General features: G+C 71.9%; 13 protein-coding genes and 1 pseudogene. 9 read left to right on the forward strand and 5 right to left on the reverse strand.

Going from position 1 to position 15,773, the window contains the following annotated elements:
* The first annotated feature begins 151 nt into the window (after positions 1-151).
* Positions 152-1,332, forward strand: a protein-coding gene (locus R2740_RS09820; protein ID WP_371302498.1) for an IS3 family transposase whose coding sequence is annotated in 2 segments (ribosomal slippage) — positions 152-436 and positions 439-1,332 — 1,179 coding nt in all. Because the reading frame shifts where the segments join, the coding sequence is not laid out codon by codon here.
* A 372-nt stretch (positions 1,333-1,704) separates the two neighbouring features.
* On the opposite strand, the pseudogene R2740_RS09825 reads toward R2740_RS09820, so the two are convergent.
* Positions 1,705-2,889: pseudogene (locus R2740_RS09825) on the reverse strand (IS481 family transposase); the annotation flags it as partial.
* 737 nt (positions 2,890-3,626) lie between these two features.
* Positions 3,627-4,634 carry an intradiol ring-cleavage dioxygenase gene (locus tag R2740_RS09830; RefSeq protein WP_371302499.1) on the reverse strand — a complete coding sequence of 336 codons (1,008 nt, stop codon included), beginning with the start codon at positions 4,632-4,634 and terminating at the stop codon, positions 3,627-3,629.
* A gap of 118 nt (positions 4,635-4,752) precedes the next feature.
* Between R2740_RS09830 and R2740_RS09835 the strand changes: the two genes are divergently transcribed.
* Genes R2740_RS09835 through R2740_RS09845 form a run of 3 tightly spaced genes read left to right on the forward strand, consistent with a single transcriptional unit; the run spans position 4,753 to position 6,724 of the window.
* Complete coding sequence (locus R2740_RS09835) at positions 4,753-5,190, forward strand: universal stress protein (RefSeq protein ID WP_371302500.1); 438 nt, start codon at positions 4,753-4,755, stop codon at positions 5,188-5,190.
* The gene (mmuM, locus tag R2740_RS09840; protein WP_371302501.1) at positions 5,187-6,071 is read left to right on the forward strand and encodes a homocysteine S-methyltransferase; all 885 of its coding nucleotides are present in this window, start codon (positions 5,187-5,189) and stop codon (positions 6,069-6,071) included. The genes R2740_RS09835 and mmuM overlap by 4 nt, the downstream gene beginning before the upstream one ends.
* 56 nt (positions 6,072-6,127) lie before the next feature.
* Positions 6,128-6,724: a malonic semialdehyde reductase gene (locus tag R2740_RS09845; RefSeq protein ID WP_371302644.1), complete on the forward strand. Its 597-nt coding sequence runs from the start codon at positions 6,128-6,130 to the stop codon at positions 6,722-6,724.
* 12 nt (positions 6,725-6,736) lie between these two features.
* Here the strand turns inward: R2740_RS09845 and R2740_RS09850 are convergent, their stop codons facing one another.
* Positions 6,737-7,438, reverse strand: a complete 702-nt coding sequence (locus tag R2740_RS09850; RefSeq protein WP_371302502.1) for a histone deacetylase — start codon at positions 7,436-7,438, stop codon at positions 6,737-6,739.
* Positions 7,363-8,124 (reverse strand): SDR family NAD(P)-dependent oxidoreductase, encoded by a 762-nt coding sequence (locus tag R2740_RS09855; protein ID WP_371302503.1) that lies wholly within the window; start codon positions 8,122-8,124, stop codon positions 7,363-7,365. Before R2740_RS09855 ends, R2740_RS09850 begins: the two co-directional genes overlap by 76 nt.
* 177 nt (positions 8,125-8,301) lie before the next feature.
* On the opposite strand from R2740_RS09855, the gene R2740_RS09860 reads away from it, so the two are divergent.
* Positions 8,302-8,739: a DUF4870 domain-containing protein gene (locus R2740_RS09860; RefSeq protein WP_371302504.1), complete on the forward strand. Its 438-nt coding sequence runs from the start codon at positions 8,302-8,304 to the stop codon at positions 8,737-8,739.
* 54 nt (positions 8,740-8,793) lie between these two features.
* Here the strand turns inward: R2740_RS09860 and R2740_RS09865 are convergent, their stop codons facing one another.
* Positions 8,794-10,596 carry an FG-GAP repeat domain-containing protein gene (locus R2740_RS09865; RefSeq protein WP_371302505.1) on the reverse strand — a complete coding sequence of 601 codons (1,803 nt, stop codon included), beginning with the start codon at positions 10,594-10,596 and terminating at the stop codon, positions 8,794-8,796.
* Positions 10,597-10,782: 186 nt separating this feature from the next.
* On the opposite strand from R2740_RS09865, the gene leuS reads away from it, so the two are divergent.
* From leuS to R2740_RS09885, 4 genes are all read left to right on the forward strand, one after another.
* A complete protein-coding gene (gene leuS / locus R2740_RS09870) occupies positions 10,783-13,281 on the forward strand; it encodes a leucine--tRNA ligase (protein WP_371302506.1) in 2,499 nt (832 codons plus the stop codon).
* Between the two features lie 147 nt (positions 13,282-13,428).
* Positions 13,429-13,698: a DUF1876 domain-containing protein gene (locus tag R2740_RS09875; RefSeq protein WP_371302507.1), complete on the forward strand. Its 270-nt coding sequence runs from the start codon at positions 13,429-13,431 to the stop codon at positions 13,696-13,698.
* A gap of 59 nt (positions 13,699-13,757) precedes the next feature.
* Positions 13,758-14,846 (forward strand): amidohydrolase family protein, encoded by a 1,089-nt coding sequence (locus R2740_RS09880; RefSeq protein ID WP_371302508.1) that lies wholly within the window; start codon positions 13,758-13,760, stop codon positions 14,844-14,846.
* A gap of 31 nt (positions 14,847-14,877) precedes the next feature.
* Positions 14,878-15,768: a DegV family protein gene (locus R2740_RS09885; RefSeq protein ID WP_371302509.1), complete on the forward strand. Its 891-nt coding sequence runs from the start codon at positions 14,878-14,880 to the stop codon at positions 15,766-15,768.
* The last annotated feature ends 5 nt before the right edge of the window (positions 15,769-15,773 follow it).

The raw sequence follows: 15,773 nt of genomic DNA on the forward strand, positions 1-15,773 counted from the left end.
GATTGCGGCATGGGGCGAGGGCGACCTTCAAGCCACCCGTGGACCTCCAACGGGGTCCTACTGGTGCGGTCTCTGCAAAGCCTGGGGCTGATGAACGGATCTGTGACATCTGAGATCGCTTGACGAGTCGTCAGGCTGGAAGGATGTCGCAGTGCCCGAGCCCTATCCCAAGGAGTTCCGCGAGGACGTCGTCCGGGTCGCGCGGGACCGGGGCCCGAACGTGTCGATCGAGCAGGTCGCTCGTGACTTCGGGATCCACCAGACCACGCTGAACACCTGGCTGCGTGCCGCTGACGTCGAGGAGAGCCCGCGCTCGACGGCTTCGCCCGAGGTGCTGCGAGAGAACCGCGACCTGAAGCGACGCAACCGGCTGCTGGAGCAGGAAAGCGAGGTGCTCCGAAGGGCTGCGGCCTACCTGGCCCAGGGCTCGCTCCCGGGAAAAGGCTCTACCCGCTCGTGAAGGAGTTGGCTGCTGCCGGCGCCCCGATCCGGGTGCCGGTGGTGGTCTCGTGCCGGGTCCTCAAGCTCCATCGCCAGCACTACTACGCCTGGCTCACCCGCCCGGTCACCGACGCCGAGTACACCGAGGCGTATCTGGCGAACGCGATCTACGATGCCCACAGCGAGGACCCCGAGTTCGGCTACCGGTTCCTCTTCGACGAGGTCACCGCGGCCGGCTACCAGGTCAGTGAGCGGACGGTGTGGAAGATCTGCTCGACCAACCAGTGGTGGTGTGCCTTCGGGAAGAAGCGCCGCGGCAGGAAGGGACTGCCCGGCGCGCCCGCGCACGATGACCTGGTCCGCCGCGAGTTCACCGCGCCAGGCCCGAACCAGCTGTGGCTCACCGACATCTCCGAACACCCCACCACCGAAGGCAAGCTCTACATCTGCGCGGTCAAGGACGTCTGGTCCAACCGGATCGTCGGCTACTCCATCGCCGACCGGATGACCTCCCAGCTCGCCGTCGACGCGGTCGAGTCCGCGGTCGCCCGACGCGGCGGGAACGTGGCCGGCTGCAAGCTGCATTCGGACAGGGGCGGTCAATTTCGAAGCAGGAAGCTCCAGCAGTCGCTGTGGCGCCACCACATGCTCGGATCGATGGGCCAGGTCGGCTCGGCCGGCGACAACGCGGCCATGGAGAGCTTCTACTCACTGCTCCAACGCAACGTCCTGGACCGACAGCGATGGTCAACCCGCGACGAGCTCCGCATCGCGATCGTGACCTGGATCGAACGCACCTACCACCGCCGCCGACGACAGGCCCGCCTCGGTCGATTGACCCCCATCGAGTTCGAAGCCATCATGACCACGCTGGCCGACCAGGCCGCCTAACCAACTGTCACAGATCGGTTCATCAGCCCCCCCCAGCCGCGAGCGCCTCACGGATCGGATGTGTTGTCAGTTGCTGCCCTCAGCGTGAGGGAGCTGGGACGCACCCCATGCGGGCGCAGATTTGGCGCAGTTTGCGATTGCGAACGGGGTCGAAGTCGCCCGAGATAGCGTGAACCAGCCCGGTAGCATGGCGGAGACACTGCACCTGACCCGGTGCATCGTCCCAGGCCAGACCGCACGGGCCGAGTTCGTCCGAGAACTGCCGAATGCCTGACCCTCCGAACGTCAGTTCAGGGGGTCAGGGGTTCGAGTCCCCTCAGCTCCACTTTGTGATGAGTCGCGACATAGGTCTCACCTGAGTCGCGACATGCGTCACTCGTTCGGAGCTCCCGGCCATCGGCCGGGGGCTCTTTGTGTGTTGCTCCAGTAGTGCTTGGTGGGGTTGATGTTGTGGGTGGAGAGGACCTCGCCGGTTTCGAGTTCGATGGCGGTGACGGTGGTGTCGTCGGCGATGGCCAGGACGCGTTTGCCGCGGTGGGTGTAGCCGATGCCGAGGTGGTGCATCTTGCCGGCGCGGCGCATCGAGATCTTGCCCCAGTCGTCGACGCGGTCGTAGCGCAGTCGGTAGTGGCCGCTGGGACCGCTGGCGGGCCTGGCCTTGGGGAGTGTGTGGTAGGCGGTGGCTGGGGTACGTCGGTCGAGTTCGCGGTGCGGACGGTGCTGGTTGTAGATCTGCCGGAACCGGTTGAGTTGGACCTGGAGGGTGGCTGGGGTCGCAGCAGTGGGTTGCTTGGCGAGCCAGCGTTTGAGGGTCTGCTGGAAGCGTTCGACCTTGCCTTGGGTTTGGGGGTGGTTCGGCCTGCCGTTCTTCTGGGTGATCCGTAGGGCGATCAGGAGGTACTCGAAGGCGTTCTTCCCGCCACCGTGGCGGGCGGTGTAGACGCGGCCGTTGTCGGTCAAAGTCGCAGCTGGGAAGCCGTTTTCGTTGCCTGCGGCTAGGAACGACTCGACCACGATGTCGCCGGTGACGGGGGTGTGGACGGTGCAGGAGATCAGGTAGCGGGAGTGGTCGTCGAGCCAGGTCAGGATCTCGACGTCGGTGCCGTCGGCCAGGCGCCAGTGGGTGAAGTCGGACTGCCAACACTCGTTGGGCTGTGCGGCCAGGAACCGCCGGTAGGACGACCTGGGGCGTTTCTTCGGTTCAGGACGGATCAGCCCGGCCGTGTGCAGGACCCGACGGATCGTCGAGGTCGAGGGTGCCCGGTGGCCTTCGTGTTCGAGGTGCCAGGCGATCGTCACCGGCCCGGCGTCCAGACCGTCGGTGGTCAGTTGGAGCCTGAGCGCGATGATCCGGTCCCGCACTACCTCGGAGGTGGCCTGCGGGTTGGACCGTGGTCGCCGCGACCGCGGGTCGACCGCGTCGATGCCGTCTTGGCGGTAGCGGGCCAGGAGCCGTTGAAGATGTCGCCGGCTGTACCCGTACTCGGCGGCGGCCTGGGTCACGCTGAGCTGCTTGGAGACGACCTTAAGGACAGCGACACGAGCCTTGGACATGGTCGCGACCCTGGCCGCCGACCCAGCAAGGTGCGACCGATGTCGCGACTCACCAGCGACCTGTCACCTGTGACCTATGTCGTGAACCCAGGCACCCTCAGCTCCACTTCGCGATTCGTGGGACCGGCCCCGGGGCCGGTCCTTCGGGGGTGCCGCTGCTCCTGCCTCGTCTAGGGTTCGCAGGTGACCCAGCCCCGACGCCGCAGTCGCCACCCGTGACGTTGACCTTCGCACTGACCGAGGCCGAGTGGCGAGCGGGGATCGTGGCCCGTGCGCGGGCCACCGGCCGGGGCCCGGCGGTCACCAGCGGCGCGTTGCTGGCGCTGTCAGGCGCTGCTGCTGGCCTGGGCGGTCTGGCTGGGTGACGGGTTCCTGCAGGGCCTGGCAGTGGCCAGCCTGCTGGCGGCCGTCGGGCAGCTGGTCGCGTGCCGGCGTGCTGCCCGTCGCGCGTTCGCGGCGATGCCGACGCTGAGTGAGCCGCAGTCGATGACGTTCGACGAGACCGGTGTCGCGTGGGTCAGCGAACGCCGACGGACCTGGTGGTCGTGGCAGGGCTACACCTCGTGGGTCGACGCGCCCACGGTCTGGGTGCTCAGTGCCGGCCCCGGCACCTCGTCCTCGGTCACCGTCGTGCCGAGCGTGCGGCCGAGGGCCGGAGCTGTCCGGTGCGGTGGCCGACGCGCTGGAGCGGCACCTCGGCTCACCCCAGGTCTGGCCGCCGCGGGTCTCCTGAGACCCGGTCAGCTGCCCGGTGTGCCGCTCGGCGGGTCGCCCGAGGGCGGCGTACCGCCGGGGCCGCCGTCGCCACCCGGGCCGCCGCCACCGGGGCCACCACCGCTCGTCACGCTGGGCGTCGTGGTGGTGTCGATGTTGACCGTCAGGGTGGCGGTGTAGCCCGCGTCGACGCTGCCCTTGATGGTGGGCACCTCGAGCTGCCAGTCGCCGTCGCCGAAGATGTGGTCGTCGGAGATCTGGGTGCCGACCCCGGCGAGGTTCTCCGTCGAGCCGGCGTAGGTGTCGAGGGCGTAGACCTTGGCCAGCATCTCGGGCGGGAAGGCGAGCTGGGAGGTGGCGATCGCGTTGGAGACGTCGGTGGCGGAGTCGAGGTCGGGGTAGACCTCGAAGTGGATGTGCGGCCAGCGCCCCTGGTAGCAGCCGGGCACGATCGTCTGGAAGGTCAGGTTGCCGCTGTCGTCGGCCACCTGGATGCCGCGCAGGAACGTCTCGTCCTCCACGCCGGAGGTGTACATGGAGTAGCGGCCCTGGGCGTCGCAGTGCCAGGCGTAGAGCGCCGCGCCGGTGAACGGCACGTTGCCGCCGGCCATGTCGACCACGTTGAACGTGAAGGTGAGGGGTACGCCGTCCACGGTGGTGCCGCCGTCGATGCTGGAGGTGATGTCGCTGCGCACCAGACCGGACTGCTCGAGGACGTTGAGGCCGTTGCTGCCGTCGGCGGGGTAGGGGCCGTTGGTCTCGTCGGGGATCTCGCCCGCCGAGGTCGTCGCGGTGCTCCCGGAGGCGGCGGTCGAGGACGAGCCGGACGAGGTGCTCGAGTCGGCCCCGCAGGCGGCCAGCGCGGCCACCCCGAGCCCGGCACCGAAGAGGCCGAGCATCCGACGGCGCGAGAAGACCGTGGCGACGTCGAAGCCGGCGCCCTGGTCCACGACCTCGTCGTCGGGTCGGGGGAGGAGGCGGCCCTCGAAGGCGGGCCCCGCGGGGGTGGGCGTGGGCTCGGGGCTGGTGGGCATCGGTGCTCCTGAGGTCGTCGGTCGTCGGTGGCTCATGCCTCGACTCTGACCGGCGAGTCTGGGTGTTTCCTGTGCGACCCCTGTCGGGAGCGGCAGAGCCTGGTGCCATGATCGAAGCATGAGCGAGGGGTTTCGGCCGACCGGTGTCGTCGTCGGTGACGACGGGTCCGCCGGCGCCGCCACGGCGGTGCGGTACGCCGTCGAGGAGGCCCGGCGGCGCGGGTGCGGGCTGCACGTCGTGCGCGCCTTCACACTGCTGAGCAGCAGTCGGCCGGCCGACGTGCCGTTCGGCGTGGTGCCCTCGGAGGAGGAGCTGGGTCGGGCCGTCGCCGCCGAGCTCGAGGCGCGCTGGGGAGACCTCGACAGCGGGGTTGAGGTGGTCCTGCAGCCGGTCCACGGACGCGCCGACGAGGTGCTGATCGCCGCGAGCCGGAGCGCCGCCGTGGTGGTCGTCGGTGCGCGCGGTGTCGGCGGGTTCGAGGCGCTGCTCCTCGGCTCGGTGGCCGACCGGGTGGTCGAGCACGCCGCCTGCCCGGTGGTGGTGGTCCGCGGGTGAGCACCGGCTCGCTGGTCGCGGCGCTCGCCGAGCGGGTCGTCGTCCTCGACGGTGGGCTGGCCAGCCGGCTCGAGGAGCACGGTCACGACCTGTCCGACGAGCTCTGGTCGGCCCGGTTGCTGGTGGACGACCCGGCCGAGGTCCGGGCCGCGCACCGCGACTATGCGGCCGCGGGCGCCGAGGTCGCCACCACTGCGTCCTACCAGGTGTCCTACGACGCGCTGGCAGCCCGTGGCGTGGACCGAGAGGGCGTCGACGAGCTGCTCCGCCGCAGCGTGGCGCTGGCCCGGGAGGCCTCGGACGGGGCGTCGTGGGTGGCCGCCTCCGTCGGGCCGTACGGCGCGGCGCTCGCCGGCGGCCAGGAGTACACCGGCGACTACGACCTCGACGTGTCCGGCCTGCGGCGGTGGCACCGACGCAGGCTGCAGGTGCTGGCCGAGGCCGGTCCCGACGCTCTCGCGTTGGAGACCATCCCGTCGCTGGCCGAGGTCGAGGCGCTGCTCGCCGAGGTCGAGGGGCTGGGCGTGCCCTGCTGGCTCTCGCTGACGGCCGTCGGGGACCGCACCCGGCGCGATGAGCCGGTCGCCGAGGCGTTCGCGATGGCGGCAGAGGCTCCGGAGGTGGTCGCCGCGGGCGTCAACTGCTGCACCGCGGACTCGGCCGACGCCGCGCTGGCCCTGGCGGCGGTGTTTCCCGGTGTGGTCTATCCCAACTCGGGGGAGGAGTGGGACCCGGTGGGCCGGCGCTGGGCCGGTGCGGCGACGTTCACCGTCGACCGGGTCCGCGGCTGGGTCGACCACGGTGCCCGGCTGGTCGGGGGCTGCTGCCGGGTGGGGCCGGATCGGATCGCCGAGGTGTCGAGCATCGTCCGTGGGCTGTGAGGCGACCCACACCCACCTGCGGTATGGTTGAAACATCAATCATCGTTGTGGTGGACATGACCGAGCTGCTGTTGCCCCCCGACGCCCAGGACCTCCTCTTCCGTGAGGCCCGCACCGCCAACGCCTTCACCCAGGAGCCGGTGACGCGCGAGCAGGTGGCAGCGATCTACGACCTCGTGAAGTACGGCCCCACCGCGATGAACGGCCAGCCGATGCGGATCCTGCTGGTCGGCCGGGACTCGCGCGAGCGGTTGCTCAAGCACATGGCCGACGGCAACCGCGACAAGACCGCCGAGGCCCCGATGGTCGCCGTCCTCGCCGTCGACACCGACTTCCACGAGCAGCTGCCGCGCACCTTCCCGCACGCGCCGCACCTGCGTGACGGCCTGGCCGCCGCGGGTGTCGAGAAGCGTGAGGCCACCGCCCGCTTCAACGCCGGGCTCCAGGCGGGCTACTTCCTGATCGGGGTCCGGGCGGCCGGCCTCGCGGCCGGTCCGATGACCGGCTTCGACGCCGCGGGCGTCGACGAGGAGTTCTTCTCCGGCAGCAGCTGGAGGTCCTTCCTCGTGGTCAACCTCGGCCGCCCCGCCGAGAACGCGTGGTTCGACCGGCTGCCGCGCCTGGAGGTCGACGAGGTCGTCGCCGAGGTCTGACCCCGCGTTGCGTCACGGGTCGATCAGCGCGGTCAGCGTCGACCCGCTCCAACCCGCCGCCACGCCGGGGGCGGCAAGGAGGTAGTCCGCGTGCTCGGCCGGCGTACCGCCGTAGGTCTCGACCAGGCCGGCCAGGATGGTCCGGACGTACGCCGGCGCGGGCGGCGCCGCCGCCAGGGAACCGGCCGTGGTGAGCGTGAAGGCCGGGTGGCCGTCGAGCTCCCCGAGCCCGAGGACGGACTCGTAGGCCGGCACGACGTCGTGCCAGCGACCGCCGGCCGGGGTCAGCGTCAGCCGGTGCTCGGGCCCGACCCTGGCCTCCTGGCGCGCGAGGTCGGCGAGCTGCCCGGCCGTGACGAGGTAGCCGCGGCCGCGCGCCTCGCCGGCCGCGGGATGGGTCAGGAACGCCAGCCCGCCGCCCCAGGTCGGGGACAGGCCGCCGAAGCAGAGCTGCCCGGGGATCGCGACCGGCCGGCTCGCCCGCCACGGCCTGGTGTCGCGGCAGCCGACGTAGGTGCGGGCGGCGCCGGGCGGCCGGCCACCCTCGAGGTAGCACGTGAACCGGCCGGCGAGCAGGTTGGAGCCGTAGGCGGCGTACCAGACGAGCTCGTCGTGGCCGATCGCGTCGGACGGTGCGGTCAGGTGATGCTCACCCCGCCGTCGACGGCGATCGTCTGGCCGGTGACGTAGCCGGCCGCCGGCGAGGCCAGCCACACGGCGGTCGCCGCGAGCTCGGCCGGGTCGCCCATCCGGCCGACCACGACCCGCCACTTCATCAGGTCGAGGTAGCCCTCGGGGTACTGCTCGGTCATCTCGGAGTCGAAGAACCCCGGGGCGAGCGCGTTGACCCGGATGCCCTTGCGGCCGGTCCACTGCTGGGCCAGGTCGCGGGTCAGGCCGATCAGCCCGGCCTTCGTCGCGGAGTACGCCGCCTGCGGCAGGCCGCCGGTGGTCAGCCCGAGGACCGAGGAGATGTTGATGATGCTGCTGCCCGGTTCCATCACCCGCCCGCAGGCCTGGGCCATCCAGTAGCAGCCGTTGAGGTTGACGTCGACCACGGAGCGGAACTGCTCCGGCGTCTCCCGGGTCGCCGGCACCGCGGTGCCGACGCCCGCGTTGTTGATGAGGACGTCGACCCGGCCGAGCTCGGCCACCGTGGCGTCGACGAGCGCCTGGCACTGGTCGGGATCGGCCACGTCGGTCGGCACGGTGATCGCCCGGCGGCCGGTGTCGCGCACCAGCTGCGCGGTCTCCTCGAGCTTCTCCACGCGCCGGGCGCCGAGCGCCGACGTCGGCCCCCGCCTCCGCGAACGCCTGCGCGAACGCGACCCCGAGCCCGCTGGAGGCCCCGTCACGATCGCCACCTTGCCGTCCAAGCCGAACATCTCCAGCACGCCCATGGGCTCAGGCTAGCGGGGGGCGTCGCTTCACCATGCTCACCCGGCCAGGGACCCGCGTACGCCGACCCTGGGGGCACCCTGACCTCACCCCGAGCTCGCGTGTGTCGCGGCCCAGGACCGGCTCTACTGGTCCCAGGACCGAGATCCGGTCCGCACTACGAGGTCCAAGGAGGACCGATGAACGACCAGGCCCAGGACGCGCAGGGCGCCCACCCCGCCGTCGGAGCACCCGCGGCGGGCCACCCAGGGACGTACGCCACCCACCCCATCGACCCGTCCGCCGAGCGCGGCTGGGGGACGATCACCCACGTCGTCCCCCTGGTCGCCACCGTGGCATCGGCCGGCACGCTGGGCTTCGTCGGGTCGCTGGTGATCTACCTGCTCTACAAGGACCGCGGGCCGTTCGTCCGCGCCAACGCCGCCAACTCGCTCAACATCCAGATCATGACCGGCATCGTGCTGCTGGTGTCGTTCCCGCTGATGCTGCTGCTGGTCGGCTTCCTGACCTACCCGCTGGCGCTGGTCTACGCCGTCGTCATGCACGTGATCGGCGCGATCAAGGCCAACAACGGCGAGTGGTGGACCCCGCCGCTCACCCCGCAGTTCGTGCGCTGACCCGGCGCCCGACTGGAGCCACCCGAGGGCACGGGCCGCGACCCGAGGGCCCGGTCACGACGCCGTGGCCGGGCCCATGCCGTTGCGCAGCGGGTTGCCCCGACCGGTCGGCCACGGCAGGCAGGCGGTGCCGGAGCCGGGCACGGTGTAGACGTCGATCCCGTGGTCGATGGTCGTCAGCACGATCTCGAGCGTCCCGTTGCCACCCAGGTCGGCGATCGACGGGGCCGCGGCCACGCCGATGCCGTTGCCGTTGCGGGTCTGGTGGCGCAGCTTCAGGGAGTAGAGCCGCTTCCCGTCGGCACGCAGCACGACCAGCCGTGCCGCGCCCTTCTTCAGGGAGTAGGTGCCGAACACCAGCTCCGGGGTCCCGTCGCGGTTGAGGTCGGCGGCGACCACCTCGGAGGCGAACCGCTTCGAGAGGCGCGACGCGTAGGAGTAGCTCCACAGCCGCTTGCCGGACGGGCCCACGGCGTAGACCTTGCCGCCCGGCACCGCCGCCACGATCTCCGGGCGGTCGTCGCCGCGCAGGTCGACGACGGTCGGGGCGGGGATGCCCGACGGCGGGTACCAGTCGCCACTGCCCCGGTACGCCGGCTTGGCGGTCAGCCGCAGGTCCTCGAAGCCGGCGTGCCGTCGCGCCGACCGCGACCCGTCGCCGTAGGCCCCGTCGAGAGCCATGAAGACGTAGCCCTGGGTGCGGTAGGGCACGTGCAGCTCGACGTTGGGGAGGCCGATCACCTCGTTGCGGCCGTCGCCGTCGAGGTCGGCCACCGACTGAGGCGAGGCGGTCCACTGCAACCAGGCCTGTCGCGACGGGTGCGGCCAGGTGCCGGTGTGCAGGTGGTAGTGGCGGCGCTCGACCTTCGGGCTCAGCCAGCGGATGAACTGGCCCCAGCCCATCCGGCGGCCCAGCGCCGAGGAGTCGCGGTTGGTGAACCACGGGGAGGCGAGCACGGAGGTGCCGTCGAGGTTGAAGACGTTGATCTGGTGGTTGTCGAAGGTGGTGACGATCTCGAGCTCGGGGTCGTCGTCGAGGTTGCCGATGCCGACGTTCTCGCCGTAGGCGCCGTAGCCGTGGTTGCCGACCTTGTTGAAGGTCAGGTCGTTGCCCTTGCCGCGCAGCCGGTTGTAGCGCGGCCAGGCGGGGGAGTGGCCGTCCTGGGGCTGGAACCGCTTGCCCTTCGCGTTGAGCACGAACACCTGCGCGCCCTTGCTCGACGTGTTGGTGGTCGTGACCACGATCTCCACCCGGCCGTTGCCGTCGAGGTCGGCCGCGGCCATGCCGCGCACCTCCGGGCACTGGCCGCCGCTGCACACCGACGCCTTCCACTTCTTGACCAGCCGGTGGCCGCGGAACTCGTACGCCGCCACGGTGCCGTTGTTGCCACCCACCACGATGTCGGGGATGCCGTCGCCCTCGAGGTCGGTGGTGACCGACGGGGCGTAGACCCGGCCCGCGGTGGCCCGACCCCGGCCCAGCCGGTGGCCCCGGGCGTCGTAGACGAACGTGGAGTAGAACGGCGCCACGATCTCGCGCTTCCCGTCATGGTCGAGATCGACCAGGCCGGGAGAGGAGAACCACCCCGTCTCCCCGGTGTTGATCCGGCGCACGAACCTCGGCTTGGCGACCGGGGCGGTGCCGCCGTCGTCGGCGCACCCGGCGGTGGCCGCCGCGGCGGTCGTCGTGGCCGCTGCTGCGGGCACGCTCACTCGCGCCGGCGTGGACGCCGCCGGTGGGCCGGACGCGGTCGCGGCCCACAGCGCCACCGGCAGCGCCAGCGCGGCGACGGCCGCTGCGGCCGGGGTCCGGGCGCGGAGCGAGGACGGCGCAGAGGCGCGCTGCGGGGTCAGCATGCCCGGACACTATCGACCGAAAGGCGCGCGCGGCGCCGGAGTCGAACGCGGTAGGATGGTGCCATGCGCAGGAACCTGCTCCTTATCTAGCCGCGTCGAACGCCACACCACCGACGCGGCTGCCCCTCGTGCCCGAGGGGCTTTTTCATGTCCCGAGCAGATCCCGACAGCGAGCGAGAGAGACCGATGAGCGAGCAGACCGAGCGCGAGAGCTATGACGTGCAGGCGGTGCAGGCCAAGTGGCTGCCCGTGTGGGAGGAGCTGCAGCCGTTCCGGGCCAGCGACGAGGCGATCGGGGCCGGGGGCAAGGAGAAGCGCTATGCGCTGACGATGTTCCCCTACCCCAGCGGCGATCTGCACATGGGCCACGCCGAGGTCTTCAGCCTGCACGACGTGGTGGCGCGCTACTGGTGGCAGCGCGGCTACGAGGTGCTGAACCCGATGGGCTTCGACTCCTTCGGGCTGCCGGCCGAGAACGCCGCGATCCGCAACGACGAGCACCCTTCGGCCTACACCTACGCCAACATCCAGCGGTCGATCGAGTCCTGCCAGAACCTGGCGGCGTCGTTCGACTGGTCGCGGACGCTGAACACCTCCGACCCGTCCTACTACCGCTGGACCCAGTGGCTGTTCCTGAAGTTCCGTGAGTGGGGGCTGGCCTATCGCAAGAAGTCGCCGGTCAACTGGTGTCCCCAGGACCAGACGGTGCTGGCCAACGAGCAGGTCGTCGACGGACACTGCGAGCGTTGCGGCGCGGAGGTCACCAAGCGCGACCTGACCCAGTGGTACTTCAAGATCACCGACTACGCCCAGGAGCTGCTGGACGGGCTGGACGAGCTGGAGAAGACCTGGCCGGCGCGCGTCGTGACGGCGCAGCGCAACTGGATCGGCCGTTCCGAGGGCGCCCACGTCGACTTCGACATCGCGCTGGCCTCCGGCGACATCCGGCCGGTCACCGTCTACACCACCCGGCCCGACACGCTGTACGGCGCGACGTTCATGGTCGTGGCGGCCGACGCCGACCTGGCGGCCGAGATCGTGGCACCCGACCGCGAGCAGGCGCTGGAGGACTACCTGGTCGAGGTGCGCAAGGCCTCCGACATCGACCGGCTGGCCACCGACCGGCCCAAGACCGGGGTCGACCTGGGCGTCGTCGCGACCAACCCCGTCAACGGCGAGCAGGTGCCGGTGTGGGCCAGCGACTACGTGCTGGCCGACTACGGCACCGGCGCGATCATGGCGGTGCCGGCCCATGACCAGCGCGACCTGGACTTCGCGCGCGCGATGGGGCTGTCGGTGCGCAGGGTGATCGACACCGGTGAGGACAACCCCGAGGAGTCGGGTGTTGCCACCACCGGCGACGGCGTCTACGTCAGCTCCGGCCCGCTGGACGGGCTGACCGACAAGGCCTCCGGCATCCACGCGATCATCGAGCGGCTGGAGGCCGACGGCCGCGGCAAGGGCGCGGTCAACTTCCGGCTGCGCGACTGGCTGCTGAGCCGGCAGCGCTACTGGGGGGCCCCGATCCCGGTCATCCACTGCCCCGACTGCGGCGAGGTCCCGGTGCCGGAGGACCAGCTGCCGGTCCTGCTGCCCGAGCTGGAGGGCGCGGACCTGAAACCGCAGGGCGTCTCGCCGCTGGCGGCCGCCGAGGAGTGGGTCAACGTCCCCTGCCCGACCTGCGGCGGGCCGGGGAAGCGCGACGGCGACACGATGGACACCTTCGTGGACTCCTCGTGGTACATGTTCCGCTACTGCAGCCCGCACGAGACCGAGCGGGCGTTCGACCCCGAGCTGGTCAACGCGTGGATGCCGTGCGACATCTACATCGGCGGCGTCGAGCACGCCGTGCTGCACCTGCTGTACGGCCGCTTCTTCACCAAGGTGCTGGCCGACCACGGGCTGCTGGACTTCCGCGAGCCCTGGTCCGCGCAGCTGAACCAGGGCTTCGTGATCAACCAGGGCAAGAAGATGAGCAAGTCGCTGGGCAACGGCGTCAGTCTGGGGGACCAACTTGCGGCCTTCGGCGTGGACGCGGTGCGGCTGACCCTGGTGTTCGCGGGGCCTCCGGAGGACGACATCGACTGGGCAGAGGTCTCCCCGGCCGGGTCGCTGCGCTTCCTGCAAAGGGCCTGGCGGCTGGCCGGCGACGTCACCTCGGAGCCGGGCACCGACCCGGCCTCCGGCGGCCCGGAGAGCACGTCGCTGCGCAAGGTCACCCACAAGACGGTGCACGACGCGGCGACGCTGGTGGAGGGCTATCGCTTCAACGTGATGGTCGCCCGCACCATGGAGCTGGTCAACGCCACCCGCAAGGCGATCGACAGCGGCGTCGGCCCGGCCGACCCGGCCGTCCGCGAGGCCGCGGAGGCCGTGGCGATCCTGCTGTCCCTGGTGGCGCCCTACACCGCCGAGGAGATGTGGGAGCGGCTGGGCCATGCCCCCTCGGTCGCCCGGGCCGGCTGGCCCGAGGTCGACCCCGCGCTGCTGGTCGAGGAGTCGGTGACGGCCGTCGTCCAGATCCAGGGCAAGGTCAAGGCGCGGCTGGAGGTCTCGCCGGACATCACCGAGACCGACCTGGAGGCCGCGGCACTGGCCGAGCCGGCCGTGGTCGCGGCCATCGACGGTCGCGCGATCCGCAAGGTCATCGTGCGGGCGCCCAAGCTGGTCAACGTGGTGGTGTGACGGCCTCCTCCGCTGGCGTCGCCGCAGTGTGAGGCAGGTCCCGTCGCGCCCGTCGCCGCGCGGGTGCACGATGGAGGTGAAGCCCTCCACGCGCCGTCGTGGGGCGTCCACGACGGGTCGACGTGGGCGGCCGACGAGGAGGCCGTCGTGAGCACCACCAAGACCTGGCGGGTCGAGCTGTTCCTCTACGAGGAGGGCGACCACACCAGAGCGGACGCCGTCCTGCACACCGACGCCGGCACCGAGCTGCGCGCCAGCGGGCTGGCCCGCAAGCACCCCGCCGACCGGCAGGTCCCCGAGATCGGGGACGAGCTGGCCAGCTGCCGGGCGCTGAGCGAGCTCTCCCACCTGCTGCTGGTCGCCACCAGCAACGACGTCGAGGAGAACATCGGCGCCGGGGTCACCCTCGACGCCTGACCAGGCTCGGGGCTCGGGGCCCGGGCCCGGCTCGGGGCCGGTGGTGCCACGATGGCGCCATGGCCGACATGCGACCGCTCGCCGGGCGGGAACCGACGGGGGCCCCGGCCCGGCCGTGGCCGCGCGCACGCGTGGTGCTGCCCCGGACGCCGCTCCACGGGCCGGCGTACCCCGTGGTCGACGTGCACCAGCACCTCGGTCGCTGGCTGTCGGAGGACGGGAGCTTCCTGGCGGGTGAAGCGCCGGAGCTGGCGCCGCTGCTCGACCGGGTCGGGGTGCGCGCCGTGGTCAACCTCGACGGCCGGTGGGGCGAGGAGCTCAGCGCCAACGTCGCCCGCTTCGACGCGGCGCTGCCCGGTCGGGTGCAGACCTTCTGCCACCTCGACTGGGACCTGCTGCTGCTCGGTGACGAGTCGTCCTCGGAGTGCACCCGGCGGCTGACGGAGCAGCTGGCCGACTCGGCCGCCCGCGGTGCGCGCGGGGTCAAGGTCTGGAAGGACCTCGGGCTCAGCCGGCGCGACGCGACCGGGGAGCTGGTCCGGGTCGACGACGCCCGGGTGGCGGCGGTGCTGCGGGCGGCCGGTGAGCTGGGCCTGCCGGTGCTGATCCACACCGCCGACCCGGTCGCCTTCTTCGACCCCCTGGACGAGTCGAACGAGCGGTGGGACGAGCTGGCCGAGATGCCGTCCTGGTGGTTCGGCGGCCCCGAGCACCCGTCGTTCGAGGAGCTCCTGGCGGGGATGCACGCCCTGGTGGGCGCCTGCCCGGGCACGACGTTCGTCGGCGCCCACGTCGGCGGCCACGCCGAGGACCTGGCGGCGGTCGGCGCCGCGCTGGACCGGCTGCCGAACCTGCACGTCGACACCGGTGGCCGGCTCGGCGAGCTGGGCCGTCAGCCGCGCGCGTTCCGCGGTCTGGTGGAGCGGTTCCCCGACCGGGTGCTCTTCGGCAGCGACTGCTTCCCGATCGACCCGGCGGCCTACCGGCTCTGGTGGCGGTTCCTCGAGACGGGGGACGAGCACTTCGACTACAGCCCCGGTGGCGGCCCGCCCCCGCAGGGCAGCTGGCGGGTCAGCGGGGCCGACCTGCCCGAGGGCCTGCTGCGCGCGGTCTACCACGACAACGCGGCACGGCTGCTGAGGCTCTGACTCCGCCCTTCGCCGGGGGTAGCCTGCGGGCATGGTGACGGACGACACGGCGCCCGCTGGGCGCACGGTGGTCGTCACCGACTCCACCGCGATGCTCCCGACGGAGGTCGCCGCACGGCACGGGATCGTCGTCGTGCCGCTGCAGGTCGTGATCGGTGCCGAGGTCTATGACGAGGGGGCCGAGGGGGCGACGTCGGACCGGGTGGCCGCCGCGCTGCGGGAGTTCTTGCCGGTCAGCACGTCGCGTCCGTCGCCGGCGACCTTCCTGGCGGCGTACGACGCCGCGGCGGCCGCGGGGGCCGAGTCGGTGCTGTCGATCCACCTCTCCGGCGAGATGAGCGGGACGTTCGAGGCCGCCCAGCTGGCCGCTCGCGACGCCTCGGTGGCGGTGACGTGTGTGGACTCCCGCGAGGTCGGGGTGGCGACGGGCTACGCCGCCCTCTCGGCCGCCCGGGTGCTGGCCGCCGGCGGGTCCGCCGACGCCGCCGCCGCGGCGGCTCGCGAGCGCGCCGAGCGCTCCTCGTCGTTCTTCTACGTCGACACCCTGGAGTATCTCCGGCGGGGCGGCCGCGTCGGCGCGGCCAGCGCGCTGCTCGGCGGGGCACTGGCCGTCAAGCCGCTGCTGACGCTGGAGGACGGTCGGGTCTCGACGCTGGAGAAGGTCCGCACGGCGGGCCGCGCGCTCGGCCGGCTGGCCGACCTGGCCGTCGAGGCGGCCGGCTCCGAGGCGATCGACCTGTGTGTCTCGCACCTGGCGAGCCCCGACCGGGCCGCCGCCCTGGTCGAGGCGCTCTCGACGCGGCTGGCCGACAACCTGGAGGGACGCGAGGTGTGGTCGGGGGAGCTCGGCGCGGTGCTCGGCGCGCACGTCGGCCCGGGCATGGTCGCGCTGTGTGTGGCGCCGCGGCTGCCGAGCGACTGACGCCG

The organism is Nocardioides sp. (assembly GCF_041393715.1).
Lineage (GTDB): Bacteria > Actinomycetota > Actinomycetes > Propionibacteriales > Nocardioidaceae > Nocardioides.

Bases quoted from the DNA above. Each gene is read 5' to 3' on its own strand.
- R2740_RS09855 (WP_371302503.1), bottom strand. From the start codon at position 8,124: ATGGGCGTGCTGGAGATGTTCGGCTTGGACGGCAAGGTGGCGATCGTG.
- R2740_RS09880 (WP_371302508.1), top strand. From the start codon at position 13,758: ATGGCCGACATGCGACCGCTCGCCGGGCGGGAACCGACGGGGGCCCCG.
- R2740_RS09860 (WP_371302504.1), top strand. From the start codon at position 8,302: ATGAACGACCAGGCCCAGGACGCGCAGGGCGCCCACCCCGCCGTCGGA.
- R2740_RS09835 (WP_371302500.1), top strand. From the start codon at position 4,753: ATGAGCGAGGGGTTTCGGCCGACCGGTGTCGTCGTCGGTGACGACGGG.
- R2740_RS09845 (WP_371302644.1), top strand. From the start codon at position 6,128: ATGACCGAGCTGCTGTTGCCCCCCGACGCCCAGGACCTCCTCTTCCGT.
- R2740_RS09885 (WP_371302509.1), top strand. From the start codon at position 14,878: ATGGTGACGGACGACACGGCGCCCGCTGGGCGCACGGTGGTCGTCACC.
- leuS (WP_371302506.1), top strand. From the start codon at position 10,783: ATGAGCGAGCAGACCGAGCGCGAGAGCTATGACGTGCAGGCGGTGCAG.
- R2740_RS09830 (WP_371302499.1), bottom strand. From the start codon at position 4,634: ATGCCCACCAGCCCCGAGCCCACGCCCACCCCCGCGGGGCCCGCCTTC.
- R2740_RS09865 (WP_371302505.1), bottom strand. From the start codon at position 10,596: ATGCTGACCCCGCAGCGCGCCTCTGCGCCGTCCTCGCTCCGCGCCCGG.